Genomic DNA, 26,461 nt, shown 5'->3' with positions numbered 1-26,461 from the left:
CAGCCCTATGGTTGCGATCACTTGCCGCGATTGAGTTGACGCAAGTTACCCGCCACCGTCGCCAGCGCACGCTCGAACAGCAGGGCTTCGTCCAGGATACGCAACGCACCACGCTTGAACGCCAGGGCCAGTTGGCCGGCGCTGCGCTCGAGTACCTTGAGCCCGGCGCGGTTGACGAAAACATAGCGATCGGCCGGTGCCATGATCGCGTTCAGTTTGCCGCGCAGAGCGGTTTCCTCGGGTTCCAGGAACTCCAGCCAAACGCCGACGCGCAATTGGCGCACCTTGAGCAGGTCGGGATCATCCGCGGCCAGGTCCTGCGCGGCATCGGGCAGGCCAGGGTCGAACACGAAGGGCTCCTGCACCTCGATCAACCTCTCGCCGCCCTCGAACGCCTGAACATGCAAGGCCTGCAGCCGAACAAAGAACTCACGGGTGCTGAAAGGGTCGAACCCCGCGCCGCTCATCCCGTCGCGCAAGGCCTTGAGCAACGCCGGCAACTGCTCCAGCAGATGCCGCCCGGCCTCGGTGTCGTCGTGCAGGCTAACGCTCCAGATCAACTCGTCCAGGGTGCGCAGCCCCGCCTGCCATTGCACCGATTGCTCACCGTGCTTGAGGCTGGCCAGCAACAGCACCTGGCTCCAGGCCTGTTGCACAAACTGCACCACCGAGCGCGGCAGGACCTTGCCCAGCAAACGCCGGTTCAGCACGTCGGCCACGCGCTGTCGGGCCGCCTCGTTACGCAGGCGCGCTTCCTCGGTATCGCGGGTGTGCTGTTCGAGCAATGCACTGTGCCGGTGCTCGTCAGCGGTAAACGCGCAGAACTCCGACAGCAGTTCGGAAAAAATCGCCGGGTCTTCGGCAAAATCATTCAGCAACCGCTGCACCACCTGCTCGATGCGCAGGTACAGGCTGTCACGCGGGTTACCCTCAGCCGGGCTCCAACCGATGGCGGCACCGGCGATTTCGTTGAGCAGCCGCCGCGCCGGATGGCCAGCGCGGCTGAAAAGGCTCTTGTCCAGCACCGCCAGTTTGAGCATCGGGATCTGCAACCGGGCGATCAAGGCCTTGAAGGCGTCCGGGACGGCGTGGTCATTGAGGATGAATTCGAACAACAGCGCGACCAGGTTGATCACGTCTTCGTCGGCCTCTTCCACGACCCGGGATTTGCCGCTCTTGACGCTGACTCGGGTCAGCAGTTGCTTCAACTGGTTGCGCAGGTCGAAGTCGTCCTCGACATCCGGCTCCGGCACGTATTGCTGCAAATGGGACAACAGCCGCAGCAGGTCGCGGGTGGCAATGGGCTGGGGCTCGGCGCTGGCTTCCAGGGTCGGCGCGACACTGCCGCGCACGGCGCCCAGCAGCGCTCGCAAGGTAGAAAAGGCGTGCTCGCCATTTTCGTCGACTGGCTGGTCGGCGCTTGGCAACCGGGCTTCGCGCGTGTGCTTGCACGGTACGCGCCCGCCGGAACGACGGGCCGGCACCGCCTTGAGTTCAGGCAGCACGCCGGTGGCGACCAGCAACTGATTGGCCTCACCGTACAGGTGGTCGGCGTCGCTGAGCACGTACTTTTCAAAGAGCTTGAGCATGACCAGCTTGACGCGAATTTCCACGCCCAGGCTGCGCCCCGCGCGCAGGAAAAACTCGCACAGCAGCGCCGGCCCCAGGGGGTTCTCGCAGTCATCCATGGACCTGTCGAGCAAGGCGCCCAGGCGAGTGGTCAGTTGCCCCAGGGCGAGGCCGTCGCGATGCTGCACCCGCCCGAGCATTGCCTCCAGCGCCAGGGCTTTTTCCAGGTCGTCCCTGAGGATGCCGGGCACCTTGTCGTAGGACACCACCGGCACCAACTGCCGTTCACCGCGCCCTGCCCCGCCCAGGTTGGCGAAGGCCTCGAACAGTTGCCCCATGAACACGCGCTCGAAATTCTTGCGCTTGAGACGCAGGTCGCGCATGGCTTCAAAGAAAATATGGTGGTCGACGTTGTTAAGGGCCTTGTCGGCCATTTCGAACAGGGTGTCGTCGGCGTTATCGAACAGCTCCTGCAAACCTTGCTGCAGTTGCTGCGCAGCCTTGTCGCGAACCTGCAGCAACACCACCGGTAGGCGCGCGAGCGGCGATGGCGTGGTCTGTGCCTTATTGATCGGCACCACCTTTCCGTCGTTGTGCATCCAGGCCTCCTGAAACGGCGGTGTGGGTAGGGCAAAGTCGGGGCAGGCCCAGTTGGGCACTGCGAATATCCGGTTACCACCAGGACGTCAAAGCTATGACGCCAATTGCAAGGCGCGAGATTATCTTGCAAATGGGGGTCGTTGCGCCAGCGAACTCTGTCATAGCGCTGTAAATGAGCACGCCACTGGGTTCAAACGCGCACAGCCCCTATAATCGGCGCACTTTGTTTGTGGAGCCTGTTATGCCGAATCTCCGTCTTGCCGACCTCACCGCCGAAATCGAAGCCAACGTGCGCCGCGCACTGCGCGAAGACATCGGCAGCGGCGACATCACCGCGCAATTGATCCCGGCCGAACGGCTGGCCAAGGCCACGATCATCACCCGCGATGCGGCCGTTATCGCTGGCACGGCCTGGGTGGACGCGGTGTTCCGCCAACTGGACCCGCGGGTCGCGGTGCATTGGCTGGTGGCCGACGGTGAACGCGTCAGCCCCAACCAGGCACTGTTCCACCTCGAAGGCCCGGCACGTTCGCTGCTCAGCGGCGAACGCAGCGCGCTGAATTTCCTGCAGATGCTCTCCGGCGTCGCCACACGCGCCCAGTACCTGGCGGATAGCGTCGCGAGCACCCAGGTCAAGTTGCTCGACACGCGCAAGACGCTGCCGGGCCTGCGTCTGGCGCAGAAATACGCCGTGACCTGCGGCGGTTGCCACAACCATCGCATCGGTTTGTATGACGCGTTCCTGATCAAGGAAAACCATATCGCCGCCTGTGGCGGTATCGCCCAAGCGATTTCGGCCGCGCACAAGATCGCCCCGGGCAAACCGGTGGAAGTCGAAGTGGAAAGCCTGGACGAATTGCGCGAAGCGTTGGCGGCGGGCGCCGATATCATCATGCTCGACGAACTGAGCCTGGACGACATGCGTGAAGCCGTGCGCCTGAACGGCGGCAAAGCCAAGCTGGAAGCCAGCGGCGGGATCAACGAAAAAACCCTGCTGCCCATCGCTGAAACCGGGGTGGACTACATCTCCATCGGCGCGATGACCAAGGATGTGAAAGCGGTGGACCTGTCGATGCGCCTCAGTATCTGAAGCCCGTTGCAGGAGCCGGGTTGCCGGCTCCTGCAACAGCGGTTCAGACCACCAGGTTATTCATCTCGCAATACTCTTCCCATTCGACACCGAGCACTTCAGCCGCCTCTTGGTGCAAGGCCAGCCGTGCGGCTTCGAACTCGTCCGCTGACGAGGTGTACTTGAGGCTCAGCTCCCATGGCTGGAGGCCCTGGCTCTCGGCCTCGTCCTCGAATGCCCACTGGATCTGGTCGCGCTGATCGTCAGCGCTCAGGTCCTTGATCTCTTCTTTAAGCTGCGGCGATTCCCCGAGGTATTTGTCGAGGGCTGCTTGGTGCCGAACTTCCTGGGTCATTTCAGTCGTGGTCATGTTGTTCTCTTAGATCGAGGAATGGGGATGCATCTGGGTCATCAAGGTTGCGCAGATACAAAAGAGCGGGCACGAATGCCGACTCGCCTGGCCTTCAGAACCATTCTGGGATCATCTGAAAACGGTGTTGCTTTGGTGCCCGAGACAGGAATCGAACCTGCGACCTTCGCGTTACGAGTGCGCTGCTCTACCGGCTGAGCTACACGGGCGGTGGGCTAAAGCTAGCACCGCATCGGGCGTCCGGCAACTCACTGACGTCGCAGGGCAATCACCCCTTGGGCCCAGAAGCGCGGCTGCAGGTGTTGGTTGCCACCTTCAAGATAGTCTTGCTGGGCTTGCTCGATGTGCGGGGCATCACGCATCACGACCCACACCAGCAGGCCAACGGACAGCACCGCCGCCACCCGCCACCCTGCCCAGGCCCATGGCAGCGACGCGCCAGGAGCGGCGCGCCACACGTGCAGCGCCATCAACCAGCCCACCACCAGCGCCAACCAGACCTGCGAGTTGGGCATCACGATGACGCCGTCGACCATTGCTTGCGTGAGCGCGCCCAGCAATGCCGCGAACAGACACCCGCGCAGCAAGTCCACGCGCGCCGTAGAACAAGCCCGCGCCCGCAACACGCGGAGGGTGGCCCAGCCACCGCGCCACGCCAAGGCAGCCACGCACAAGGCCGAGGGAACGCCCCACTCGCTGGCCCATTGCAGGATTGCCTGGTGCGGGTGCGCGGCGATCGGGTTGGCGATATCCGCGAAATGCATCGGCCCGAACCCCAGCCACGGACGCTCGACGATCATGTGCCAGGCCTGCCACCAGATCGGGCCACGCCCCGACAGCGAAGTGGTGAGGCGATCGCTGACGCCACTGCCGACCTCGACACCCAGCGCACCCGTCAACAGCGTGAACAACGCCGTATACAGCAACAAACCGCCGCACACCGCAGCCAATTGCCAGGCCAACCAGCGTCGCCCCCACGGCCCGAGCAGCGTCAACGCCACCCCGGCCACCGCCATGCCGAGCCAGGTGCCGCGGGTGCCGCCGCTGATCGCGATCAACCACCACACACACAGCAACGCAAACACCGCGCCGCGCACGGAGCGGGAGACCTTGGGCATCAGCAAGGGCAGCGCCAGCAATGGCAGGGTGAAGGTCTGGAATTGACCGTAGAAGCGCTTGTTGGAAAACCCGGACAGCAACGCGTCCGGATCAAGAACCCGCGCGCCACTGGCGAAGGCGAGCGCGCCGGCATACAGGTATTGGATCGACTTGATCAGGCACAGCAGCACCACCATCAGGATCAGCACGCGGTCCAACGGCTCACCTGCATGACGGCGCAGCAGGGCAACCGCGACGGCGATCGCCCCACAGCTGATGAACAGCGCGACCTCGGTGAAGGCCCAGAGCGGCTGATGGGCCAGTGCCGATGACACCAGGCCCAGCCCAACGATCAGCACCAGGCCCAGGGCCGTCGGCCGGTCCACCAGACGCTCGACGGGAACGACCGTCAACCCATACACCACCGCGCCCAGGCCCATGGCCACCTGCATTGCGCGTTGCCAGTCATGCCCGCTGAACGGTGCGCAGATACCCAGCGCGAGCAAGCACGCTGCAATCACCAGGAACGTCTTGTCGCGCTGCTGCGGGGATAACGACATCGGCCACCTTTACGTCCGTGCGCAGGGTTTGGCAGTCATGCCCCGTCGGCGCCACACCCTTTGGCGGCGTACTTGGCCTCTGCCGTCGTGGCGCATTTCCAGCCGGCGGTGGCGCTGCGCGTCAGGGTAATGGTCTTGCCCAGTACCGGTGCCGGGGCGTCGAGGATTTCGCAACTGATGGAACCGGCGCCGGTGGCGACATCCCCTGCCACATCGATCTTGCAATTGGCGGTCGGGCTGGTGCCACCGATCAATGCCACGGTTGGTACTGTGCCTTGGTTGAATACATCCTCGTAGCCGGCTTTCAACGCGGTGATTTCAGCCAGCCCGGCCGTGAACTTGGCCTTGGCCTGATGCGTGGTGTACATGGGCAAGCCAATGGTGGCCAAAATGCCGATGATTGCCACGACGATCAACAACTCGATCAAAGTAAAACCTTTCTGACGCATCACATTCCTCTCCAGAACAGAACCCATGACAAGGCGCGTCCTGCGCCCCGTATCGTGCAGCCGCGCCAGTGTACTCACCCGCGAGCGGCCAATCGCGTCCAAGACGCACAATCTGACATTTTATCGTTGAACGCCGAGCAATCCGAATCCGTCACCTGGCTACGCTATAAAGATTCGACGACCTGTGTGCGGAACAGAGACATGACCAACGCTGCCACGACATACGCCTGGGAAGGCATCAACCGCCAGGGACGCAGGGTGTCCGGGCAAACCGTCAGCCACGACCTCGCGCGGGTCAAGGCACAACTGCGCCAGCAAGGGATTTGCCCTGGCCGCGTGCGCAAACAATCCGCCGGCCTGCCAAGCCTCGCTGCGCCGATCAAACCGGCGGACATTGCCCTGTTCACCCGCCAACTGGCGACACTGCTGAAGGCCGGCATTGCCTTGCTGCAAGCCTTCGACGTGATCAGCGAAGGCTTCGACAACCGTCACATGTACAGGCTGGTAAAAGGCCTGAAACAGGAGATCGGCGCCGGGAATACCCTGGCGTCGGCCCTGCGCAAACAGCCGCGCTACTTCGATGACCTGTACTGCAACCTGGTGGCGGCGGGTGAGCAGGCCGGCGCCCTGGAAACCCTTCTGGAGCGGGTGGCGGATCACCTGGAAAAGAGCGAACGGCTCAAGGCCCGGATCAAGAAGGCCATGACCTACCCCATCGCGGTCATCGTGGTCGCCAGCCTTGTCAGCAGTCTCTTGCTGATCCATGTGGTGCCGCAATTCCAGAACCTGTTCGCCAGCGTCGACAGCGAGTTGCCCGGTTTTACTCTGTACGTGATTGCCTTGTCCGAGTTCCTGCAACAAGCCTGGTGGATGCTGGCGCTCAGCCTGGGCGCGGGAGGTCTGGGGTTGCGCCGGGCCTATCGCGTATCGCCCGGTTTTCGTCATTGGCTGGATGCCGGTTTGTTGAAAGCGCCCCTGGCAGGCACACTGCTGAAAAAGTCGGCGGTCGCCCTCTACGCACGCACGCTTTCGACTACGTTCGCGGCCGGAGTGCCTTTGGTGCAGGCCCTGGATTCAGTGGCCGCCGCTGCCGGCAACCAGCTATTCAAACAGGCTATCGAACATATGCGTCACGATGTATCCACAGGCATGCCGTTGAATCGGGCCATGGCTACCAGCGGTCTGTTCCCTGGCATGGCGATCCAGATGACGGCGATTGGTGAAGAATCCGGCACCCTGGAGCACATGCTGGAAAAAGTCGCGAGCCACTATGAGTCGGACGTCGACACGCTGGTCGACCAACTCACCAGCCTGATGGAACCGCTGATCATGGTGGTGCTCGGCGGGATTGTCGGCGCTTTGGTAATCGCCCTGTACCTGCCGGTCTTCCAACTCGGTACGGCATTTTGAGCCTGCTGTTGAGCCAGCAGCCGTGGGCCTTTGTCGCCATGGCAATGGTGCTGGGCTTGATCGTGGGCAGTTTCCTCAACGTGCTGGTGTGGCGCCTGCCGAAAATGCTTGAACGGGAATGGCGCGCACAGGCCCATGAAGTGCTCGGTTTGCCCGGCGACCCCGTCGGGCCGAGATACAACCTGATGCAGCCCAATTCCTGCTGCCCACACTGCAATCAGCCGATTCGGCCGTGGGAAAACATCCCGCTGCTCAGCTACCTGATGCTCCGGGGCCGCTGTGCCCATTGCCGCGAAGCGATCAGTGCGCGTTATCCCTTGACCGAACTGGCGTGCGGGTTGATCTCGGCCGTGGTGGCCTGGCATTTCGGCTTTGGCTGGCAAGCGGGCGCAGTGATGCTGTTGAGCTGGGGCTTGTTGGCGATGAGCCTGATCGACGTCGACCACCAACTGCTGCCCGACGTGCTGGTCCTGCCGCTGTTGTGGCTGGGGCTGATGCTTAACAGCGTCGAGCTGCTGGTGCCCCTGCCCGATGCACTGTGGGGTGCGGTGATCGGCTACATGAGCCTGTGGACGGTGTTCTGGCTGTTCAAGCTGGCCACCGGCAAGGACGGCATGGGCTACGGCGACTTCAAGTTGTTGGCGCTGCTCGGCGCCTGGGGTGGCTGGCAAATCCTGCCGATGACGCTGCTGATGTCATCGCTGGTGGGCGTGTGCGGCGGGCTGATCCTGCTGCGTCGGAGCAAGATCCAGGCGGCCACGCCGATGCCGTTTGGTCCCTATCTGGCAATTGCCGGCTGGATTGCCGTGCTCTGGGGTGGTCAAATAACCGACTTCTATTTGCAGTCTGTCGGTTTCAAATGACCACTCCTGTTGCAACACCCTGGATTCTTGGCCTTACGGGCGGCATCGGCAGCGGCAAGAGCGCCGCGGCCCAGCACTTCAGCGACCTCGGCGTAGACCTGGTAGACGCCGATCACGCCGCGCGCTGGGTGGTCGAACCCGGCCGGCCGGCGCTCGCCAGCATTGTCGAACACTTCGGTGCCGGCGTGCTGCAGCCCGACGGCCAGTTGGACCGCGCCGCATTGCGCAAGTTGATCTTTGAAGTGCCGCAAGAACGCCGCTGGCTGGAAGCCTTGCTGCACCCGTTGATTGGCGAAGAGATTCGCAACCACCTGGCGCGTGCGCGCTCGCCTTACGCGATCCTGGTGTCGCCGCTGCTGATCGAATCCGGCCAGCACAGCATGACCCAACGCATCCTGGTGATCGACGTGCCGCAATCCCTGCAGATTCAGCGTACCCTGCAGCGCGACGGCATCAGCGAACAACAGGTGCAGGCGATACTCAAGGCCCAGTCCAGCCGCGAAGAGCGCCTGAGCCATGCCGATGACGTGCTGGTCAATGACCGCGACCTCGCCTGGTTGCACAGCGAGGTCGAACGACTGCACCACTTTTACCTTACTTTGCGTGGAGGCCGATCATGAGCCAACCCTTGACCGTCGAATGCCCAACCTGCGGCGCACCCGTGGAATGGAAAGCGACCAACCTCAACCGGCCGTTCTGCTCGGACCGTTGCAAGCTCATCGACCTGGGTGCCTGGGCCGCTGAGGAACATAAGATCCCCGTGGCGCCGGACGCCGAAGACGAGCTGTTTTCCGAAGACCTGCCACCGCGCCATTAAGGCCGCATAAAGGCATATTCCTGCTGGTCGTCGAGGTTCTCTGCCAGGTATTGCAACTCGTCGGCCAGGTCTTCGAAACTGCGCACGCCCTTGCTCTGCTGCACCACCGCGCTGAGCATCGCGCGCAAGGTCAAGCCTGGATCAAAGCCGATTTCTTGTGCCGCGTCCTGGCTTCTGCGCAACTCCTGACGTGCCCATTCATACACACTCATGATCCGTGCTCCCATCTTGCTCAGGAAAAGTTTCGCAAAGCATGGGCCCGCCACGCTGGGCGCGATTTGATCTGAGTCAAGTCTGCGAATTGTCGTCTTTCCAGGGCGCCGAGAGGTAGCGCGTGCGGTTGAATGTCTCCAGCCATTCCGGGCAAAACACCACCAGGGCGCTGATGACCATGCCGTTGATGAAGGCCTCGGGGAAGATGATCAGCCACAGGTAACCGACAAAATCCTCCAGCCATTCCGGCATCGCGAAACGCCCGTCGAACCACAACACCCCCAGCCCGGCCAATAGGCAGAGCAACGCCGACAAAGCGGCGGCAAAAAAGCCGGAACAGAAGATGTAGACGAACGGGTTACGCGGTTGTGCCCGCTCGACAAGCACCGCGCAGGTTTCAGTGACCAGCACCGGCAGCACGACCAGCAGCAGGCCGTTGAGGCCCACGGCCGCCAGGTCCTGGCGACCCAGCAACAGCAAGCCCAACTGCGCGGCGAAACCGCCGACGATTGCCAGCGGCCAGTCGAGCAGCAGGGTCACGGCCGTCATGCCGATAAAGTGGTAGGAGACCCCGGTATCGAAGTCGCGCCTCACCAACCACAACATGAATAACGCGAACACGGTACCGAACAGCAAATGCTGGCGCCGCCGGTCAGTAAACAGCTCGACCCACGGCGAACGCATGATCGCCCACAACAGCACCGGCGCGTACAACAGCCAGCCGATGCCGAGGGTTCCCGGCGCCAGCACCGCGGCACTGATCACGGTTTCACCTGCTCCAGAGCCTCGCGCAGTTCAGCCGCAGAGCCGTACTCGTGGCGCGCTGTCAGCTTGCCGTTATTCAGTTGCAGCCACAGCACCTTATCCACAGGCGCGGGATAACGCGGAGCGATGCGTGCGTCCCGGTCCAGCATGACCCGGTAGTTGTAGGACTGCATGGCCGGCACCGCGAACAGCTTGGCGACCAGCCGAGGCATGCGCTGGATATCCGCGACAAACACCCCATGCCGTGCTTCGAGATAGCCTTTGGGCTGGCCTTGCAGGGCGGCGTCCACCAGCTTGGCGGCATCCATGCTGCGGGCCACCAACAGGACCTGTGCCTGGTCATCCAGGGTGTAGGCCTGATCGAACTGATCCAGCAGCGTCCAGGGCGCCACGCGCTCACCCACTTCAACCGCCTGGGCCCACACGGGCAACAGGCTCAACAACAGCACGGCGAAAAACTTCACTGCACACCTCATGCTTGGGAAAAAACCGAGTCGACAGTCTACACCGGGCTTTCTCCCGGGGACCTCCTGCAGTCTGAACGAATGCGGAAAAACCACAGCGCGGGCAGCAAGCGAACACTGAGCCTCAGGATGCTCTCGCCGCCCCTGGTTGCGCCTCCGACGCATCGCCAACTAAGCAGTGAACGGCTTGATCCAATCCAAGCTTTCAACCGTGACGCCGGTCGGGCGGTATTCACAGCCGATCCATCCCTGATAACCGCGCTGTTCTAATATGGTGAACAGCGCGCAGAAATCCATGCTCCCCGTGCCCGGCTGATGACGCCCCGGACAGTCGGCGATTTGCACATGCACGGTTCGTTCGTAAAACCGCGCCAGGACATCCGCCGCGTCTCCAGTCAGGCGCTGAGCGTGGTACAGATCAAGAATCAGCCCGACACTCGGGAACGTCTCCAGAACGTGCTGCGCCTTGCTGAAGTCGGACATGTAATAGCCCGGCATTTCCTGCGCGCAGATGACTTCGATCAATGGCCTCAAACCCTGGTCTTCAAAATACTTGACGGTGTATTCCAGGTTGCTCTCGTAGATGAGCGCCGCGTCATCCCGAGTGGTAATGCCCGACATGATGTGGACGTCCGAACAGCCCAGCGCCTTTGCATAGTTGGCGGCCTGGAGCAAGCCACTGCGAAAATCGCCTTCCTTGCCATGCAAGGCCGCGATGCCTTTGGTCAGGCCCGCCGGAGCGGAAAATTGAATCAACGGCAAGTTGTGTTGAGCCAAATGATCTGCAAGCAGACTCGCGTCGAACTCATAAGGCGACGGGAACTCAACCGCACGAAAACCAGCGGCGGCGGCGGCTTCGATGCGTTGCAGGAATGGCAATTCATTGAATTGAAAGCCAAGGTGAGCGTTGAATTTCAGCATAAGGCAGGTATCCGTCCAGGAAAGGAGCTTTAAAAAGTTGTTCCACAAGTTCCTGCGTCTTCGGCGCAGATACTCGGCACTGCCGGGTATGGTATTTTCCCACCCCAGTTCGATGTGGCCCTGCCCCGACAGGCACGGACTGACGCCGACCATTCAAGAGAGAGCCTGTGATCAAGAAAGACCTTGCCTTGCAGCTGGCACCGAAGGTCATCGGCATGGTTCGCGCCCGCTCGATGCGGGCCGGCGAGCCATTGCGCGAGCAGACGTTCGCTCAAGCGCTGGGCGTTTCGCGCTCGCCTATCCGACGAGTGTTTGCCTTGCTTGCCGAGTGGGATCTTGCGACTCAAGAACCCAATCGCGGCTACTTTCTGAAGCAAGACGCTGGGGATATCCAGGAGTCCGCATTCCCTCTGGCCAGCGACCCTTTCGAAGACTTTTATCTTCGCGTAGTCGACGATATTTTGGCTGGTGAAATACCCGCCCAGTTTTTCGAAGCCCAACTGTTGCGGCGTTACGACGTGCCTCGAGGGCAATTGCTCAAGGTATTGAACCGACTGGCTGGCGAAGCCATGGTGGAGCGCAAACCGGGGCAAGGATGGGAGCTCAAAGACTTCGTGCATAGCACGACGGCTCACATCCAGAGCTACCGTTTCCGCATGGCTATCGAGCCGGCGGCCCTGCTCGAGCCCGGCTATCAGGTCAACCAAACCGCATTTGCCCAAGCCAGGCAGCAACAACAGGCCCTGATCGACGGGGGCATCAACACGCTGTCCCGCGCCCAACTGTTCCAAATCGGCGCCCAGTTCCACGAACTGATCGTGCAGTGCTCGGGGAATGTCTTTTTCATTGATGCTCTCCGCCAGCAGAACCAGCTCCGGCGCTTCATGAGCTACAAAGCGAACGTCGATCGCAGTCGCCTTGTGACGCAATGCCAGGAGCACATCCATTTGCTCAACCTCATCGAGTCCGGTCGCCGCGAAGAAGCCGCGCAGTTTCTCTGGAGGCACCTGGACGAAGTGGGCCGGCTCAAAACTCATCAGGGCATCCTGCCAAAAAATGATGGGATCTAGAGAGCACCGCTGGCATCGATGAACCGCGCGCGCTCTGAAATTCGCACATCAGCTTAGCATGATTGTTCCCTGCGATAACAAAATACAAAATGGCGAACGACAGACTTTATTTTTTCGCGACGGAGTATGTTTTTAAGATCACGTTTGGGCGCTAAGCTGCACGCATGGATGACTCAGATTATTTGCGCCTGCTCACCGTGGCAGCCGAACAAGCCAATGCGTTCCTTTCCAATGCCCGTAAATGGGAGCGTGAGCGTTGGGTCTGCCAGCGCCTGCTGCAAGGCTTGAACGTGCCGTACCGCGCCGAAGAGTTTCATGCCGCCGGGCAAGAACCGCCGGACGTGCTGTTTCGTGACGCCAGTTTCGAAGTGTTTTTCGTGCTGGACGAAGGACGCCGTCTGAACGATGAATGGCGCGACGAATTGCTGCGTCGACGCAGTGCGTTTTCCCTCAGCCAACTGGTCAGGCGCGAAGCCAAGCCGCGGCGGATTCCGGCCCATGAATTCCTGCTGCGCCTGGCGCCGACCCTGCGTAAAAAAGCGCACAACTACAAAGAACGCGGGATGGACCTGGGCGAGCTGGATATCGTCGCCTTCGCCAGCCTCAAGCGCGAGGTGCTGGACCTCAACAGTCATTTCCCACCGCCCACCGAATACTTGCGCCAGGGCTGGCGCTCGCTGTCGCTGGTGGGGCCGACGTTTGCCCGGGTACTGTTCGCCCACCCGGACGCGCCGGATTTCTTGCGCAACAATCTGGGGCGCAGCATCGTGTTCGACGTGGGCATCAGCCTGTGACGCGAGCACAGGCTACGCTTATGGCGATACCGCCAACCCCCTGACTGTAACGTGGCGCCCTTTTGCAACGTCTACCTGACGAGGCCTTATATGACCAGCCGCCTGAACCCCGACGACCAACAGCATGTCGAAGAGTACCTGCAACTCTCCCAGAACCGAGTCGAGCGCAAGCCTTTCCGGCCGTGGCTGCTCCTTGGTGTGGTGCTGGTGGTGGTGATCGGGCTCGGCCTGCTGAGCCGCCTTTTGAGTTACCTGACGCTATGAGCTGCCTGGCGCTCGCGGGGGTAACCGCTCCGATTTCTTTTAGCCTTGCGAGATATCCCCATGACCCATCGTATTATTATCGTCGGCGGCGGCGCCGGCGGCCTGGAGTTGGCTACCCGCCTGGGTAAGACTCTGGGCAAGCGCGGCACCGCCAGCATCACGCTGGTGGACACCAACCTGACCCATATCTGGAAACCGCTGCTGCACGAAGTGGCCGCCGGCTCGCTGAACTCTTCGGAAGACGAACTCAATTATGTCGCCCAGGCCAAATGGAACCACTTCGAGTTCCAGCTGGGGCGCATGAGCGGGCTCGACCGTGAACAGAAGAAAATCCAACTGGCCGCGACCCTCGACGAAGAAGGCCGCGAACTGGTGCCTGCGCGCGTACTGGGCTACGACAGCCTGGTGATTGCGGTCGGCAGTACCACCAATGACTTCGGCACCGAAGGCGCGGCGCAACACTGCCTGTTCCTCGACACGCGCAAACAGGCGGAGCGCTTCCATCAGCAGTTGCTCAACCACTACCTGCGCGCCCATGCCGGGCAAACCGACGTGGTGGAAAAGATCAGCGTGGCCATCGTCGGCGCTGGCGCCACCGGGGTTGAACTGGCGGCCGAACTGCATAACGCCGCCCATGAACTGGCAGCCTACGGCCTGGACCGGATCAAACCGGAAAACATGCACATCACCCTGATCGAAGCCGGCCCACGGGTCCTGCCTGCCCTACCGGAGCGGATCGGCGGGCCGGTGCATAAAACCCTGGAGAAGCTCGGCGTGACGGTGCTGACCAACTCGGCGGTCAGCGAAGTGACGGCCGACGCGCTGATCACCAGCAGCGGCCAAGTGATTCCGGCCAGCCTGAAAGTGTGGGCCGCCGGCATCCGTGCGCCCGCCTTCCTCAAGGACATCGACGGCCTGGAAACCAACCGCATCAATCAACTGCAGGTGCTGCCGACACTGCAAACCACCCGCGATGAAAACATCTTCGCCTTCGGTGACTGCGCCGCCTGCCCGCAACCCGGCACCGACCGCAACGTACCGCCACGCGCCCAGGCCGCGCACCAGCAGGCTTCATTGTTGGCCAAATCGTTGAAGCTGCGGATCGAAGGCAAGGACCTGCCATCGTACAAATACACCGACTACGGCTCGCTGATCTCGCTGTCGCGCTTCTCTGCGGTGGGTAACCTGATGGGCAACCTCACAGGCAGCGTGATGTTGGAAGGCTGGTTGGCGCGGATGTTCTATGTGTCGCTGTACCGCATGCACCAGATGGCGCTATATGGCGTCTTCCGCACGGCGATGCTGATGCTGGGCAGCCGGATTGGGCGCGGAACCGAGCCACGTCTCAAACTTCACTAAACACGCGGTCAATGTGGGACGGGGCTTGCTCCCGATGACGGTGAGTCAGCTAAATAATGAGTGGCTGACACACTGCTATCGGGAGCAAGCCCCCTCCCACATTGGTGTTGTGTTGGATTTGGGATAATTTCAGGCAAAAAAAATCCCCGTATCTTTCGATACGAGGATTTTTAATATGGTCGGGGTAAGGGGATTCGAACTCCTGACATCCTGCTCCCAAAGCAGGCGCGCTACCGGACTGCGCTATACCCCGGTAAAACAAAGGCGACCTCTCAGCCGCCTTCTTCGATCAGAGCTTTTGGCCGCTGATCTTAAGATCTGATTCCAGCGCTAACTGGTCTCAAAAATGGTGGGTCGTGTGGGATTCGAACCTACGACCAATTGGTTAAAAGCCAACTGCTCTACCAACTGAGCTAACGACCCAAAAATGGTCGGGGTAAGGGGATTCGAACTCCTGACATCCTGCTCCCAAAGCAGGCGCGCTACCGGACTGCGCTATACCCCGGTTTTGAAATTGGCTCCGTGACCAGGACTCGAACCTGGGACCCAATGATTAACAGTCATTTGCTCTACCGACTGAGCTATCACGGAACTACACATTTCAAATGTACAACTTTTACTGCGGTGTAACCTTCTCTTCGATGCGTCCGTATCGCTACGTTCGTGTCTCTGAGGCGCGCTATTCTACAATCTTAAAAACCCCTGTCAACCCTTTAAATTGCTTTTAAGACAATGATTTGCGCTTCTTTCTGATTTCTTCTTGGGGAGAAGAAACCCGTGGGCTGACGTTGCTGCGGGGCGCACTTTACAAGCCTTTGCCTTACAGTTCAACGCCCTATCGAAAAAAAAGGCCTCGCAACGCGAGGCCCTCTCTTTATAGCCCGACCGACCGAACTCAGTGGAAGACGATTTCGTCGTTTTCCACCGTGGCCTTGACGCTGGTGCCCGGCATAAAGCTGCCCGACAGAATCAGCTGGGCCAGCGGGTTTTCGATCCAGCGCTGGATCGCACGCTTCAACGGCCGTGCGCCATACACCGGGTCGTAACCGACCGCGATCAGCTTGTCCAACGCCTCGGGGCTCAGCTCCAGCGCCAGCTCGCGCTCGGCCAGACGGCTGCGCAGGCGGCCCAACTGGATCTCGGTGATGCCCGCGATCTGATCCCGTGCCAAAGGCTCGAAGATCACCACTTCATCGACCCGGTTGATGAATTCCGGGCGGAAGTGCGTGGTCAGCGCATCCATCACCGCTGCGCGCTGGGCTTCACGATCGCCCACCAGTTCCTGGATCTGCACCGACCCCAGGTTGGAGGTCATCACGATCACCGTGTTGCGGAAATCCACAGTACGCCCGTGGCTGTCCGTCAGCCGGCCATCTTCCAGCACCTGCAGCAAGATGTTGAACACGTCCGGGTGGGCCTTCTCGACCTCATCCAGCAGGATCACCGAGTAAGGCTTGCGCCGTACCGCTTCGGTCAGGTAACCGCCTTCCTCGTAGCCTACGTAGCCCGGTGGCGCCCCGATCAGGCGAGCCACGGAATGTTTCTCCATGAACTCGGACATATCGATCCGCACCATGGCTTCTTCGGTGTCGAAGAGGAACTCGGCCAAGGCCTTGCACAACTCGGTCTTACCCACACCGGTCGGGCCGAGGAACATGAACGAACCACTTGGACGATTCGGGTCGGACAACCCCGCACGGGAACGCCGTACTGCGTTGGACACCGCCACCACCGCCTCTTCCTGGCCGATGACGCGCTGGTGCAACAGGCTTTCCATCTTCATCAGCTTGTCGCGCTCGCCTTCGAGCATTTTCGACACGGGGATACCGGTCCACTTCGAGACAACTTCGGCAATTTCTTCCTCGGTCACCTTGCTGCGCAGCAATTGGTTCTCGCTGTGACCATGCTGGTCGACCATCTGCAGGCTGCGTTCCAGGTCCGGGATCACCCCGTACTGCAACTCGGCCATGCGGTTCAGGTCGCCCTTACGGCGTGCGGTTTCCAGCTCCTGGCGCGACTGCTCGATCTTTTGCTGGATCTGTGCCGAACCCTGTACTTCAGCTTTTTCCGCGTTCCAGATTTCCTCGAGGTCCGAGTACTCGCGCTCCAAGCGGAGGATTTCTTCCTGAAGTTTTTCCAGACGTTTTTTCGCCGCTTCGTCCTCTTCTTTTTTCAGTGCCTGGGATTCGACTTTCAGTTGAATCAGGCGCCGATCCAGACGGTCGAGCACTTCCGGCTTGGAGTCGATCTCCATGCGGATACGGCTGGCCGCTTCGTCGATCAGGTCGATGGCCTTGTCGGGCAACTGCCGGTCGGTGATATAGCGATGGCTCAACTTCGCCGCCGCAATGATCGCGCCGTCAGTGATCGCTACCTTGTGGTGGACCTCATAGCGTTCTTTCAGGCCCCGCAGGATCGCGATGGTGTCTTCTTCGCTCGGCTCTTCCACCAGCACTTTCTGGAAGCGCCGCTCAAGGGCTGCATCCTTCTCGATGTACTGGCGGTATTCGTTGAGCGTGGTGGCACCCACGCAGTGCAACTCACCCCGCGCCAAGGCAGGCTTGAGCATGTTGCCGGCGTCCATCGAGCCTTCGCCTTTACCGGCGCCGACCATGGTGTGCAACTCGTCGATAAACAGAATGATCTGCCCTTCCTGCTTCGACAGCTCGTTAAGCAGGGATTTGAGACGCTCTTCGAACTCGCCGCGGAATTTGGCGCCAGCGATCAGCGACCCCATGTCCAGGGACAGCAGGCGCTTGCCCTTGAGGCCGTCAGGCACTTCACCGTTGATGATGCGCTGGGCCAGGCCCTCGGCAATCGCGGTTTTACCCACACCAGGCTCACCGATCAGCACCGGGTTGTTCTTGGTACGGCGCTGCAGGACCTGGATGGTGCGACGAATCTCGTCGTCACGGCCGATCACCGGGTCAAGCTTGCCTTCTTCGGCGCGCTTGGTCAGGTCGACAGTGTATTTATCCAGGGCCTGGCGCGACTCCTCGTGGTTGGGGTCGTTCACCGCTTCGCCGCCACGCAGGTTGTTGATGGCGTTTTCCAGGGCTTTTTTGCTGACGCCCTGGCCCAGCAACAATTTGCCGAGCTTGCTGTTTTCGTCCATGGCGGCGAGCAGCACCAGCTCGCTGGAGATGAACTGGTCGCCCTTCTGCTGAGCCAGGCGGTCCGCTTGATTGAGCAGGCGCGCCAGGTCCTGGGACATATTCACGTCGCCGGTAGGATTCTGGATTTTCGGCAGTTGGTCGAGCTCTTTGCTCAACTCCTTGCGCAGGCTGTTGACGTCGAAGCCCACCTGCATCAGCAAGGGCTTGATAGAACCACCTTGCTGTTCCAGGAGCGCCTGCATCAAGTGCGCAGGCTCAATGGCCGGGTGGTCGAGGCCGACTGCCAGGGACTGGGAGTCCGATAAGGCCAATTGCAGTTTGCTGGTTAAACGATCAATACGCATTAGTCACCTTCCTTTTGAGCAGGCCGGAGCTACAAACACATCCTGAATGAAGAAACCTGCCAGATAGCCCTATAGATGTGGTCGATTCTGGGAGATTCAAGCGTCGGACAGTTGACGTAGATCAGAAGAGTCTAGCGCTCCAACCAAATAAGGGAGGCGAACCGACCCGTGCGTGGACTGCGGCGGAAAGAAAAGAAGCGCGGATCGTTCACGGTGCAGAACCCGCCACCGTAAACGGCAGTGATACCGCGGGCAGCCAGGCGCAAACGGGCCAGCTGGTAGATGTCGGCCATGAACTTGCCGGGGTTGCGACTGGGCACAAAGGCCTGGGCGGTGCCCGGCAGTTGCTGCACGAACGCTTCCCGCACTTCCGGGCCGACTTCGAAGGCTTGCGGGCCAATGGCCGGGCCCAGCCAGACCAATATGTCGGCAGGCTCGGCTTGCAGGCTTTCGGCGGTGGCCTCCAGCACGCCCGCGGCCAAGCCACGCCAACCCGCGTGAGCGGCGGCGACGCGTGTGCCGGCGCGGTTGCAGAACAACGCAGGCAGGCAATCGGCGGTCATGGAGGTGCAGGCGATGCCCGGCGTGCTGGTCCAACTGCCGTCGGCTTCGGCAATGCGCTCGGGGTCGGCCTCGACCACGTTCACGCCGTGGACCTGGCGGAGCCAGGCCGGCCGGACATGAAAGACTTCGGTGAGGCGACGGCGATTTTCAAGCACAGCCTCGGGGCTGTCCTCGACGTGATCGCCCAGGTTTAGGCTGTCGAACGGCGCCAGGCTGACGCCGCCCGCACGGGTGGTGACGCAGGCCTTGACCTGAGCCGGCGCGGGCCAGTCAGGAATCAGCCAGTCACTCATCCGATAAATGCCTCGCGATCCTGCCTGAGCAGCGACAGCAACCAGACCAGATCGTCCGGCAGAGGCGATTCCCAGCTCATCCGCTTACCGCTCGTCGGATGATCCAGCTCCAGGAACCGCGCATGCAGCGCCTGACGCGGGAAGGACTTCAGCGATTCAACCATGGTGACACTGGCCGCCGGCGGAATACGGAAGCGACCGCCGTAGGCCGGATCTCCGACCAACGGGAAGTTGATGTGCGCCATGTGTACGCGAATCTGGTGGGTACGGCCGGTTTCCAGCTTGACCCGCACATGGGTGTGGGACCGGAAACGCTCCAGCACACGGTAGTGGCTGACGGCCTGCTTGCCGCCTTCCATCACCGCCATACGCTGGCGCTGCTGGCCGTGACGACCGATAGGCGCATTGATCTTGCCACCCGCCACCACGACGCCGATCACGATGCACTCGTAGATCCGGCTGACGCTGCGGCTCTGCAACTGTGTAACCAGCTGCGTCTGGGCCTGAATGGTCTTGGCCACCACCATCAAGCCGGTCGTGTCCTTGTCCAGGCGGTGTACGATGCCGCAGCGCGGGACATTGATGATGTCCGGCACATGGTGCAACAGAGCATTGAGCAAGGTGCCATCAGCGTGCCCGGCCGCCGGGTGAACCACCAGGCCTGCGGGTTTGTTGATGACCAGGATGTCGTCGTCTTCATAGACGATGTCCAGCTCGATGTCCTGGGCGATCCATTCTCCCTGGGCTTCCTGCTCGGCAGTCAGCTCAAGAATCGCACCGCCATGGACTATGTCTCGCGGGCGGATAACCGCTCCATCCACAGTCAGGCGGCCGTCTTTGATCCAGGCGGAAAGGCGCGAGCGCGAGTGCTCAGCGAATAATTGTGCGGCGACTTGATCGAGGCGTTGGCCGCCCAATTCGGACGGCACCTCTGCGCGAAGTTCAATTTTATCGGACATGCTCAGACTAGGCGTGGCACAGCCTTTGGTTTCGGCTGCGCGCTTGTGGTTAAATACGGCGTCTTTTGCCCCGATGCTTTCAACGGGGCGCTCATCATAACAGGACGGCCCCGCCCAAGACAGCGGCCGTCATAGGGACGCAAGCCGCCATGCAAGTGAAACACCTGCTGCTGATCGCCATCCTCGCCATGACTGCTGCTTGCTCGTCAACAAAGGAAGTCGTCGACGAAAACCTGAGCGAAGTCGAGCTGTATCAACAAGCTCAAAAAGACTTGGACAATAATAGCTACACCAGTGCCACAGCCAAGCTGAAGGCCCTGGAGTCGCGCTATCCGTTCGGGCGCTACGCCGACCAGGCCCAGCTCGAGCTGATCTACGCCAACTACAAGAACGCCGAGCCGGAAGCCGCCAAGTCCGCCGCCGAGCGTTTTATCCGCCTGCACCCGCAGCACCCGAACGTCGACTATGCCTACTACCTCAAGGGCCTGACCTCGTTCGACCAGGACGTTGGCCTGCTGGCGCGCTTCCTGCCGCTGGACATGACCAAGCGTGACCCGGGCGCTGCCCGCGACTCCTACAACGAGTTCGCCCAGCTGACCAGCCGCTATCCCAACAGCCGCTACGCGCCGGACGCCAAGCAGCGCATGATCTACCTGCGTAACCTGCTGGCCTCCTACGAAATCCACGTGGCCCACTACTACCTGACCCGTCAGGCTTACGTGGCAGCCGCCAACCGTGGTCGCTATGTCGTGGAAAACTTCCAGGAAACCCCTTCCGTGGGTGACGGCCTGGCGGTGATGACCGAGGCCTACCAGCGCCTGCACCTGGACGCCCTGGCGGCCACCAGCCTGGAAACCCTGAAGCTCAACTACCCGGATCACCCAAGCCTGAAAGACGGCCAGTTCGTGCCTCAGGTTGCCGAAGCGGACAACCGTTCGTGGCTGAGCAAGTACACCCTGGGCCTGATCGAGTCGCGTCCACCGCTGCCGCCGGGTGAAACCCGCGCCAACCAGGACGTGATGAAACAGTTCCAGGACGCCAAGGAAGCCATCCCTGCGGACCTCAAGCCCCATGATGAAAATGGCGATGTGATCGAAGAACAAGCGCCGCAAGCCCTGGGCAACAACCAGGACCGCTCGTGGTTCAGCTACATGACCTTCGGTGTGTTCGACTGATCATCCGACGCAACGTAAAAAGGGAGCCCTCGGGGCTCCCTTTTTTATGCGCAAGCGTTATTGCGCTGTGCGCCTGCCACGTCCTTGGCTAAACTGGCGCATTCCTTGTCGAGAAACTGCCCATCATGGTTCGTCTACTGTTCTGGATTGCCGTCATTGCTGCCGCGGTATGGTTCTGGCGCAAATTCAAAAACCCGGCCGTCAAACAACAACGCTCCGGCGAACCCGACGCAACGCCAATGGTGCGCTGCGCTCACTGCGGCGTACATCTGCCGCAGGACCGAGCACTGAGCTCACGGCAAGAATGGTATTGCACCCAGGCGCATCTGGAGCAAGGGCCGAAAGCTATCCAACGTTGATCCGACCTGCGGGCGCGTAGGGCGCAGGGTCGATGATCGGCGTGTGCCCCAGCAACAAATCGGCGAATAACTGGCACGACGCCGGCGCCAGCACGAGGCCGTTGCGGTAATGCCCGCAATTGAGCCACAGCCCGTTGAAACCGGGGACAGGACCGATGTAGGGAATACCTTCCGGCGAGCCTGGCCGCAGGCCCGCCCAATGGCCAACCACCTCGGCATCCGCCAGGGCGGGAATCAACTCCACGGCCGAAGCCTTCAGGCTCTCCAGCGCCGATCCGGTCGGCGTCTTGTCGAACCCTTCATGTTCCAGGGTACTGCCAATCAGAATGTGCCCGTCACGCCGCGGGATCGCATAACGCCCGTTGGCCAGGACCATGCTCGACAGAAAGTCCGAGGCGCATTTGTACAAAATCATCTGGCCTTTGACCGGCTCAACCGGCAGCGACAGGCCCAGCTTGTCCAGCAACTGCCCACTCCAGGCCCCCGCCGCAAGCACGACCTGATCACCGAGCACCGGCCCGGCAGGCGTATTCACGCCGACGACGTTGTCGCCGTCCAACACAAACCCGTCAACTTCGCACTGTTCATGAATCCTCACGCCTGGGAGCGCCAGCAGCGCCGCCTTGAGGGATTTGATCAGGCGCGGGTTGCGCACATTCGCCACATTCGCCATGTAGATCGCCTGGGAGTAACCACCGCCCAGCACCGGAACCGCATCATGGGCGACCGACACATCCACCTTGCTCAATGGTCGTCCTTCACGGGCGGCCCAGGCCAATGCGTCGGCTTCATCCTCCAGGTCCAGCCAGTAGAGCCCGGTGGTGTGGACCTCCGGATCAACGCCGGTATCGGCAAACAAGCGCTCGGCCAGCTGTGGATAAAAGTCCTGGGACCAATGAGCCAAAGCCGTGACTGCCGGGCTGTAGCGCCACGGGTACAGTGGCGAGACAATGCCGCCGCCTGCCCACGAGGACTCCTGCCCGAGCCCCGAGCGCTCCAGCAGTACGACTGCCAGGCCCTGGGTCGCCAGGTTGAACGCCGTCAACAAGCCGATTACTCCGCCACCGACCACCACCACTCGCTGTTGCTTAGCCATCATTTGATCCAGCCGATAAAAAGGGAAAAGCGCACTCGGCGCCCACTCATGGAGTACACCCATCACTGCCCCCAGCATGTCTTGCGTGACATGCCTGGGGCCGCTCCGGGGTTGGTCCGCGCACCGCTACTGGTCAGGCTGAATGCCCCGCAAGCGTCGCCTGCCATGACAGAGTCGACGCCTGGTGTGGCCAGCAGGCTGAAATCCTGAGGGTTCAGCGCAGCCGTGATTCTATAGCGATCATTGCCGACGCTGACGCCGCTTGCATCAATAAAACTGCCATTGCTCGTGTAATACCGCTCCAGAGACTGAGCTTGCTCGGTCAACAGCACGACAATTTCCGCGCGATAGGCCTTGTTCACATGGCCGACATACGCCGGATAAACGACACCGGCCAGCACCGCGACGATCGCCACGGCAGTCAGTAACTCAATCAATGTAAAACCCTGGCTATCCATGCCCATTGCGCCGCTCCTCAGTAAAGTTGTCGCCACATCACTCGCTGAAACCGCGAGCGCCCTCCCTCGCCCACCCGCGCATACATGGCCTCCAGCACCGTGCGCGATTGGCCACGGAGCCCCACCGCCGTAACCCGATAGAGCATTGCCGGCATCTGCGCAGGCAAATGAGCCAGCCCCACGACAGGCCCGAGCGCTTGAACCGCGTAAAGACCGCCGTCCATGGCGGCCCAGTTCACCCTCGAAACGGGATCGGTTCCGGGAGCTATCACCGAGGACGACTCGCGCAGCGGCGCACAGGTGATGATCGACGCGCACACAGGCCACGCGGCGCCTGCCCGCCGCACGGCCGCCTCCCCCAGCCTCAGGCCACTTTCGGCACTTTGCAGCGACTGGTTGCGATGCCAGACACTGCCAACGACCTTCTGCTGGGACACCGCACCCTGCATCGAAGACAATGCGATCAGCGATAACAACAACAGGAATACCAGGCTGATCAGCAGCACCATGCCCACCTGCCGTCGTTCAACAACACGAAACCCTGCCATGGTCGCCCTACCCCAGCCGGTTGCGCAGCGCTGCAACCACGCTCCAGGTTTGCGCCTTCACCAACCCGTCCGGGTCTTGCAGCGTCAAACGGATGCGTACACTGCGTATCAGCGAATTGTCGGCCGGGCCGGGGTCATACCCCACCACCGGCGTCGAGTCAGGCTTGGCTGCCACGCCGAAACTGATCTCGAACGCCTGCACGTTGTCCACCAGCACCGCCTTGGCCGGGGCTGACGGGGTACTGACTTTCAGCTGGCCAGCCTCGAAGGTGTAGGTGAGCTGGCGTATCGCAAAGCGTATCTGCCCCGGCACGGCGGGTGGTGGCGTACCGGCATAAGCGTGGGCAGAGCCGGAGCAGTCGGACAATACGGTCCAATCCGGCGCGCCGCCGTCCTCGCCGACCTCAGCGCTGACCAGCGTCAGCGACCTTGCGTCACCCGTGGCACTCCAGCTGATTGGTCGATCGAAAGCCAACGGCGCACCTTCGATCGATGCCGTAGCCAGGCAACCGAACATGCCCGCTAGGCGAATGTCCTGAACCAGCTTGCCGAGCGCAAACCGCGCATCATCCTGCAGCAGCATGGCGGCCTGCTGGCTGGCATCGGTGGTTCGAGCGCTGATGGCGATTTGGCTGAACCCAAGGCTCAGCACCAACCCGAGCGTCAACGCCAGCAGCAGCTCCAACACACTGAAACCCCGCACCCGCCGATTCATTGCGACACCTGCGATTCATCGGCGATGCGGCTGGTGAGTGTGAGCGTTTCCCTCGCCCCGGCTTTTTTTGCCCCCCTGGCATCATCCCAACTGATGCTCACGGTCACCTCGTCGGCACGAACGAGCACCGAGCCACTGCCGCTGTCGCCGGCGAAACCGATGATATTGGCCTCGAAATCATGCAGGTCGAGGTCGCGCACGCTGCCCGTCGACGTGAACAGTGGCGCGCGCTCGGTTCGCACCCACGAATAGTCGGCGCCAGCATTGGCGCGAATGCGGTCCAGCATGTCGTAGGCGATGAAGCTGGCCTGGCTGGTCATCCGCGTACTGTCGGTGTACTTGAGCGCATTGAGCTGGACCACCGCAGCGCCCAGCAGGCCGATCACCAGAATCAGCACCGCCACCACCACCTCGATCAGGGTCATGCCGGTTTGGTGGCGGGAAGTCACCGGTCGAAACAAAGCAGTCGAGCAAGCAAGCATTACCGTCGTCATCCCTGTCAAAGGCCGGAAAAAGCAGGAAAAACCTGCTGTGCGGCCCAAGACTAGCGGCGGTTTTCGGCCTGTGCCGCTCCCGGAACAAAGGGAAATACTTTGGACATAAAGGCCAGCATTCAACGCCACGACCGGAGCGCTATACCTAGGCATGCCACCTGAATATTCATCGCGTCCACGGAGGGACCGCACATGACACAACGAGGCTTCACCCTGATCGAACTACTGCTCGGGCTGATCCTGAGCGGCATCCTCGCGCAGCTGGCGGTCCCCAGTTTCAAGGGGTTGCTGGAGTCCCAGCAGCGACACAGTGCGGCCCAGTCTTTGGTTGGCGGCCTGCGCTATGCGCGCAGCGAAGCCATCGCACGCAACCGGGCGGTAGTCATTCATGCCTTGGACGACGATTGGAGCAGGGGCTGGCGGGTGATCGTGGACCTGAACGGGCGAGGCCATCTGGACGACGATAATCCCGTACTGCTGGAGCATCAGGACAATGGGCGCGTACCGATCGTGGGCAATGGCCCGGTCAGGAGCCAGGTACGCTTCAGCGGGCTGGGCGAGCCGGTCTTTGCCGGCGGGGGCTTTCGTGCCGGCACCGTGCATGTATGCGCCACGGATCAGGCACAAAGCCTGTTTCAAGTGGTGCTGGCCCCCAGCGGACGCATCAGCCTGCGCCGGGATAAAACCGAGCAGGCATTATGCCGGGGCTCGCTCAACACCCTGGGACTCAGAGCAGCGAACGCACCCGCAGCTCCTTGGGCATGGAGAAAGTGATGTTCTCCTCACGACCGGCCAACTCATCGGCACCGGTGGCGCCCCAGGCCTGCAACTGCTGGATCACACCACGCACCAGCACTTCCGGTGCCGAGGCGCCCGCAGTGATGCCGATGCGCTCGACGCCGTCGAACCAGCTGCGCTGCATGTCCTCGGCGCCGTCGATCAGGTACGCCGGCGTGGCCATGCGTTCAGCCAGTTCACGCAGGCGGTTGGAGTTGGAGCTGTTAGGGCTGCCGACAACCAGCACCACATCACATTCATCGGCCAGTTGCTTGACTGCGTCCTGGCGGTTTTGCGTGGCGTAGCAGATGTCGTCCTTGCGTGGGCCGCCAATTGCCGGGAAGCGTGTGCGCAAGGCATCGATCACTCGGCTGGTGTCGTCCATCGACAACGTGGTCTGGGTGACGAAGGCCAAACGCTCAGGGTTGCGTACCTGCAGGTTGGCGACGTCTTTTTCGTCTTCCACCAGGTAGATTGCGCCACCGTTGCTGCCATCGTACTGGCCCATGGTGCCTTCGACTTCCGGGTGGCCGGCGTGGCCGATCAGGATGCATTCACGGCCATCGCGGCTGTAGCGCGCGACTTCGATATGCACCTTGGTAACCAATGGGCAGGTGGCATCGAACACTTTCAGGCCGCGGCCTGCTGCTTCGGTCCGCACCGCCTGGGATACGCCGTGGGCGCTGAAGATAACGATAACGTCGTCCGGCACCTGGTCGAGCTCTTCGACAAAGATGGCGCCGCGAGCGCGCAAGTCTTCGACCACGAATTTGTTGTGGACGACTTCATGGCGCACATAAATCGGCGGCCCGAAGACTTCCAGCGCACGGTTGACGATTTCGATCGCGCGGTCCACGCCGGCGCAGAAGCCACGGGGGTTGGCGAGTTTGATTTGCATGCTGTGCCTC

The 26,461-nt window shown here is 61.5% G+C and carries 29 protein-coding genes and 5 tRNA genes; 12 read left to right on the top strand and 22 right to left on the bottom strand.

What is annotated here, in order from left to right:
• Positions 1-17: 17 nt before the first annotated feature.
• Entirely contained in the window at positions 18-2,168 is a 2,151-nt protein-coding gene (locus tag LQ249_RS05090) for a DUF1631 domain-containing protein (RefSeq protein ID WP_046384726.1), read from the bottom strand.
• 242 nt (positions 2,169-2,410) lie between these two features.
• On the opposite strand from LQ249_RS05090, the gene nadC reads away from it, so the two are divergent.
• A complete protein-coding gene (gene nadC / locus LQ249_RS05085) occupies positions 2,411-3,259 on the top strand; it encodes a carboxylating nicotinate-nucleotide diphosphorylase (protein ID WP_046384727.1) in 849 nt (282 codons plus the stop codon).
• Positions 3,260-3,302: 43 nt separating this feature from the next.
• Here the strand turns inward: nadC and LQ249_RS05080 are convergent, their stop codons facing one another.
• The 4 genes from LQ249_RS05080 to LQ249_RS05065 form a co-directional block, all read right to left on the bottom strand.
• On the bottom strand, positions 3,303-3,608 hold the full coding sequence (locus LQ249_RS05080; protein ID WP_017845466.1) for a DUF6388 family protein: 306 nt from the start codon (positions 3,606-3,608) through the stop codon (positions 3,303-3,305).
• Between the two features lie 133 nt (positions 3,609-3,741).
• Positions 3,742-3,817: transfer RNA gene (locus LQ249_RS05075), tRNA-Thr, on the bottom strand.
• A gap of 39 nt (positions 3,818-3,856) precedes the next feature.
• A complete protein-coding gene (locus LQ249_RS05070) occupies positions 3,857-5,266 on the bottom strand; it encodes an O-antigen ligase family protein (protein WP_232566232.1) in 1,410 nt (469 codons plus the stop codon).
• Between the two features lie 35 nt (positions 5,267-5,301).
• Complete coding sequence (locus LQ249_RS05065; protein ID WP_017845468.1) at positions 5,302-5,715, bottom strand: pilin; 414 nt, start codon at positions 5,713-5,715, stop codon at positions 5,302-5,304.
• A 201-nt stretch (positions 5,716-5,916) separates the two neighbouring features.
• Between LQ249_RS05065 and LQ249_RS05060 the strand changes: the two genes are divergently transcribed.
• The 4 genes from LQ249_RS05060 to yacG are packed head-to-tail and all read left to right on the top strand — an operon-like array spanning position 5,917 to position 8,805.
• On the top strand, positions 5,917-7,125 hold the full coding sequence (locus LQ249_RS05060; protein WP_232566231.1) for a type II secretion system F family protein: 1,209 nt from the start codon (positions 5,917-5,919) through the stop codon (positions 7,123-7,125).
• Entirely contained in the window at positions 7,122-7,988 is an 867-nt protein-coding gene (locus LQ249_RS05055) for a prepilin peptidase (protein ID WP_046384730.1), read from the top strand. The genes LQ249_RS05060 and LQ249_RS05055 overlap by 4 nt, the downstream gene beginning before the upstream one ends.
• Positions 7,985-8,608, top strand: a complete 624-nt coding sequence (coaE, locus tag LQ249_RS05050) for a dephospho-CoA kinase (RefSeq protein WP_046384731.1) — start codon at positions 7,985-7,987, stop codon at positions 8,606-8,608. Before LQ249_RS05055 ends, coaE begins: the two co-directional genes overlap by 4 nt.
• Entirely contained in the window at positions 8,605-8,805 is a 201-nt protein-coding gene (gene yacG, locus LQ249_RS05045) for a DNA gyrase inhibitor YacG (protein WP_017845472.1), read from the top strand. Before coaE ends, yacG begins: the two co-directional genes overlap by 4 nt.
• Here yacG and LQ249_RS05040 read toward each other — a convergent pair.
• The 4 genes from LQ249_RS05040 to LQ249_RS05025 form a co-directional block, all read right to left on the bottom strand.
• Positions 8,802-9,017: a hypothetical protein gene (locus LQ249_RS05040; RefSeq protein ID WP_003171680.1), complete on the bottom strand. Its 216-nt coding sequence runs from the start codon at positions 9,015-9,017 to the stop codon at positions 8,802-8,804. The two genes, yacG and LQ249_RS05040, sit on opposite strands and share 4 nt — an antisense overlap.
• Before the next feature lie 76 nt (positions 9,018-9,093).
• Entirely contained in the window at positions 9,094-9,783 is a 690-nt protein-coding gene (locus LQ249_RS05035; protein ID WP_169881236.1) for an energy-coupling factor ABC transporter permease, read from the bottom strand.
• Positions 9,780-10,247 carry a hypothetical protein gene (locus LQ249_RS05030; RefSeq protein ID WP_057005137.1) on the bottom strand — a complete coding sequence of 156 codons (468 nt, stop codon included), beginning with the start codon at positions 10,245-10,247 and terminating at the stop codon, positions 9,780-9,782. The genes LQ249_RS05035 and LQ249_RS05030 overlap by 4 nt, the downstream gene beginning before the upstream one ends.
• Before the next feature lie 171 nt (positions 10,248-10,418).
• A complete protein-coding gene (locus tag LQ249_RS05025; protein ID WP_046384734.1) occupies positions 10,419-11,168 on the bottom strand; it encodes a hydroxypyruvate isomerase family protein in 750 nt (249 codons plus the stop codon).
• A 167-nt stretch (positions 11,169-11,335) separates the two neighbouring features.
• Between LQ249_RS05025 and LQ249_RS05020 the strand changes: the two genes are divergently transcribed.
• From LQ249_RS05020 to LQ249_RS05005, 4 genes are all read left to right on the top strand, one after another.
• Positions 11,336-12,238, top strand: a complete 903-nt coding sequence (locus tag LQ249_RS05020; protein ID WP_126587497.1) for a GntR family transcriptional regulator — start codon at positions 11,336-11,338, stop codon at positions 12,236-12,238.
• 164 nt (positions 12,239-12,402) lie between these two features.
• A complete protein-coding gene (locus LQ249_RS05015) occupies positions 12,403-13,032 on the top strand; it encodes a DUF1780 domain-containing protein (RefSeq protein ID WP_017845475.1) in 630 nt (209 codons plus the stop codon).
• 90 nt (positions 13,033-13,122) lie between these two features.
• Complete coding sequence (locus tag LQ249_RS05010) at positions 13,123-13,296, top strand: DUF3094 family protein (RefSeq protein WP_016976295.1); 174 nt, start codon at positions 13,123-13,125, stop codon at positions 13,294-13,296.
• Between the two features lie 60 nt (positions 13,297-13,356).
• The gene (locus tag LQ249_RS05005) at positions 13,357-14,655 is read left to right on the top strand and encodes an NAD(P)/FAD-dependent oxidoreductase (protein ID WP_017845476.1); all 1,299 of its coding nucleotides are present in this window, start codon (positions 13,357-13,359) and stop codon (positions 14,653-14,655) included.
• A 176-nt stretch (positions 14,656-14,831) separates the two neighbouring features.
• Here the strand turns inward: LQ249_RS05005 and LQ249_RS05000 are convergent.
• The 7 genes from LQ249_RS05000 to rluD all read right to left on the bottom strand — a co-directional run bounded on the left by LQ249_RS05000 (position 14,832) and on the right by rluD (position 19,931).
• Positions 14,832-14,908: transfer RNA gene (locus LQ249_RS05000), tRNA-Pro, on the bottom strand.
• A 94-nt stretch (positions 14,909-15,002) separates the two neighbouring features.
• Positions 15,003-15,078: transfer RNA gene (locus tag LQ249_RS04995), tRNA-Lys, on the bottom strand.
• Between the two features lie 5 nt (positions 15,079-15,083).
• A tRNA-Pro gene (locus LQ249_RS04990) sits at positions 15,084-15,160 on the bottom strand.
• Positions 15,161-15,170: 10 nt separating this feature from the next.
• A tRNA-Asn gene (locus tag LQ249_RS04985) sits at positions 15,171-15,246 on the bottom strand.
• A gap of 304 nt (positions 15,247-15,550) precedes the next feature.
• A complete protein-coding gene (gene clpB, locus LQ249_RS04980) occupies positions 15,551-18,115 on the bottom strand; it encodes an ATP-dependent chaperone ClpB (RefSeq protein WP_017845477.1) in 2,565 nt (854 codons plus the stop codon).
• Between the two features lie 131 nt (positions 18,116-18,246).
• Complete coding sequence (gene pgeF / locus LQ249_RS04975; protein ID WP_017845478.1) at positions 18,247-18,972, bottom strand: peptidoglycan editing factor PgeF; 726 nt, start codon at positions 18,970-18,972, stop codon at positions 18,247-18,249.
• Positions 18,969-19,931 carry a 23S rRNA pseudouridine(1911/1915/1917) synthase RluD gene (rluD, locus tag LQ249_RS04970; RefSeq protein WP_017845479.1) on the bottom strand — a complete coding sequence of 321 codons (963 nt, stop codon included), beginning with the start codon at positions 19,929-19,931 and terminating at the stop codon, positions 18,969-18,971. Before rluD ends, pgeF begins: the two co-directional genes overlap by 4 nt.
• Positions 19,932-20,080: 149 nt before the next feature.
• On the opposite strand from rluD, the gene LQ249_RS04965 reads away from it, so the two are divergent.
• Both LQ249_RS04965 and LQ249_RS04960 read left to right on the top strand, forming a co-directional pair.
• Positions 20,081-21,106: an outer membrane protein assembly factor BamD gene (locus LQ249_RS04965; protein WP_017845480.1), complete on the top strand. Its 1,026-nt coding sequence runs from the start codon at positions 20,081-20,083 to the stop codon at positions 21,104-21,106.
• Positions 21,107-21,231: 125 nt separating this feature from the next.
• Positions 21,232-21,465, top strand: a complete 234-nt coding sequence (locus LQ249_RS04960; RefSeq protein WP_026139830.1) for a PP0621 family protein — start codon at positions 21,232-21,234, stop codon at positions 21,463-21,465.
• Here the strand turns inward: LQ249_RS04960 and thiO are convergent.
• From thiO to pilV, 5 genes are all read right to left on the bottom strand, one after another.
• The gene (gene thiO, locus LQ249_RS04955; RefSeq protein WP_169865165.1) at positions 21,452-22,561 is read right to left on the bottom strand and encodes a glycine oxidase ThiO; all 1,110 of its coding nucleotides are present in this window, start codon (positions 22,559-22,561) and stop codon (positions 21,452-21,454) included. The two genes, LQ249_RS04960 and thiO, sit on opposite strands and share 14 nt — an antisense overlap.
• A 62-nt stretch (positions 22,562-22,623) precedes the next feature.
• Entirely contained in the window at positions 22,624-23,025 is a 402-nt protein-coding gene (locus LQ249_RS04950; protein ID WP_017845482.1) for a type IV pilin protein, read from the bottom strand.
• An 11-nt stretch (positions 23,026-23,036) separates the two neighbouring features.
• Positions 23,037-23,528 (bottom strand): pilus assembly PilX family protein, encoded by a 492-nt coding sequence (locus LQ249_RS04945; protein WP_232566230.1) that lies wholly within the window; start codon positions 23,526-23,528, stop codon positions 23,037-23,039.
• A gap of 46 nt (positions 23,529-23,574) precedes the next feature.
• Positions 23,575-24,282 (bottom strand): PilW family protein, encoded by a 708-nt coding sequence (locus tag LQ249_RS04940; protein WP_057005754.1) that lies wholly within the window; start codon positions 24,280-24,282, stop codon positions 23,575-23,577.
• Entirely contained in the window at positions 24,279-24,764 is a 486-nt protein-coding gene (gene pilV, locus LQ249_RS04935; protein WP_032804232.1) for a type IV pilus modification protein PilV, read from the bottom strand. The genes LQ249_RS04940 and pilV overlap by 4 nt, the downstream gene beginning before the upstream one ends.
• 204 nt (positions 24,765-24,968) lie before the next feature.
• Here pilV and LQ249_RS04930 point away from each other — a divergent pair, with 204 nt between their 5' ends.
• Entirely contained in the window at positions 24,969-25,550 is a 582-nt protein-coding gene (locus LQ249_RS04930) for a GspH/FimT family pseudopilin (RefSeq protein WP_046384738.1), read from the top strand.
• Here the strand turns inward: LQ249_RS04930 and ispH are convergent.
• Positions 25,504-26,451: a 4-hydroxy-3-methylbut-2-enyl diphosphate reductase gene (gene ispH, locus LQ249_RS04925; RefSeq protein ID WP_017845487.1), complete on the bottom strand. Its 948-nt coding sequence runs from the start codon at positions 26,449-26,451 to the stop codon at positions 25,504-25,506. The genes LQ249_RS04930 and ispH overlap by 47 nt on opposite strands.
• Positions 26,452-26,461 lie beyond the last annotated feature (10 nt).

The sequence above is a fragment of the Pseudomonas sp. 7-41 genome, assembly GCF_021233075.1.
Taxonomy (GTDB): domain Bacteria; phylum Pseudomonadota; class Gammaproteobacteria; order Pseudomonadales; family Pseudomonadaceae; genus Aquipseudomonas; species Aquipseudomonas veronii.
This window is presented reverse-complemented; position numbering and strand designations above follow the sequence as displayed.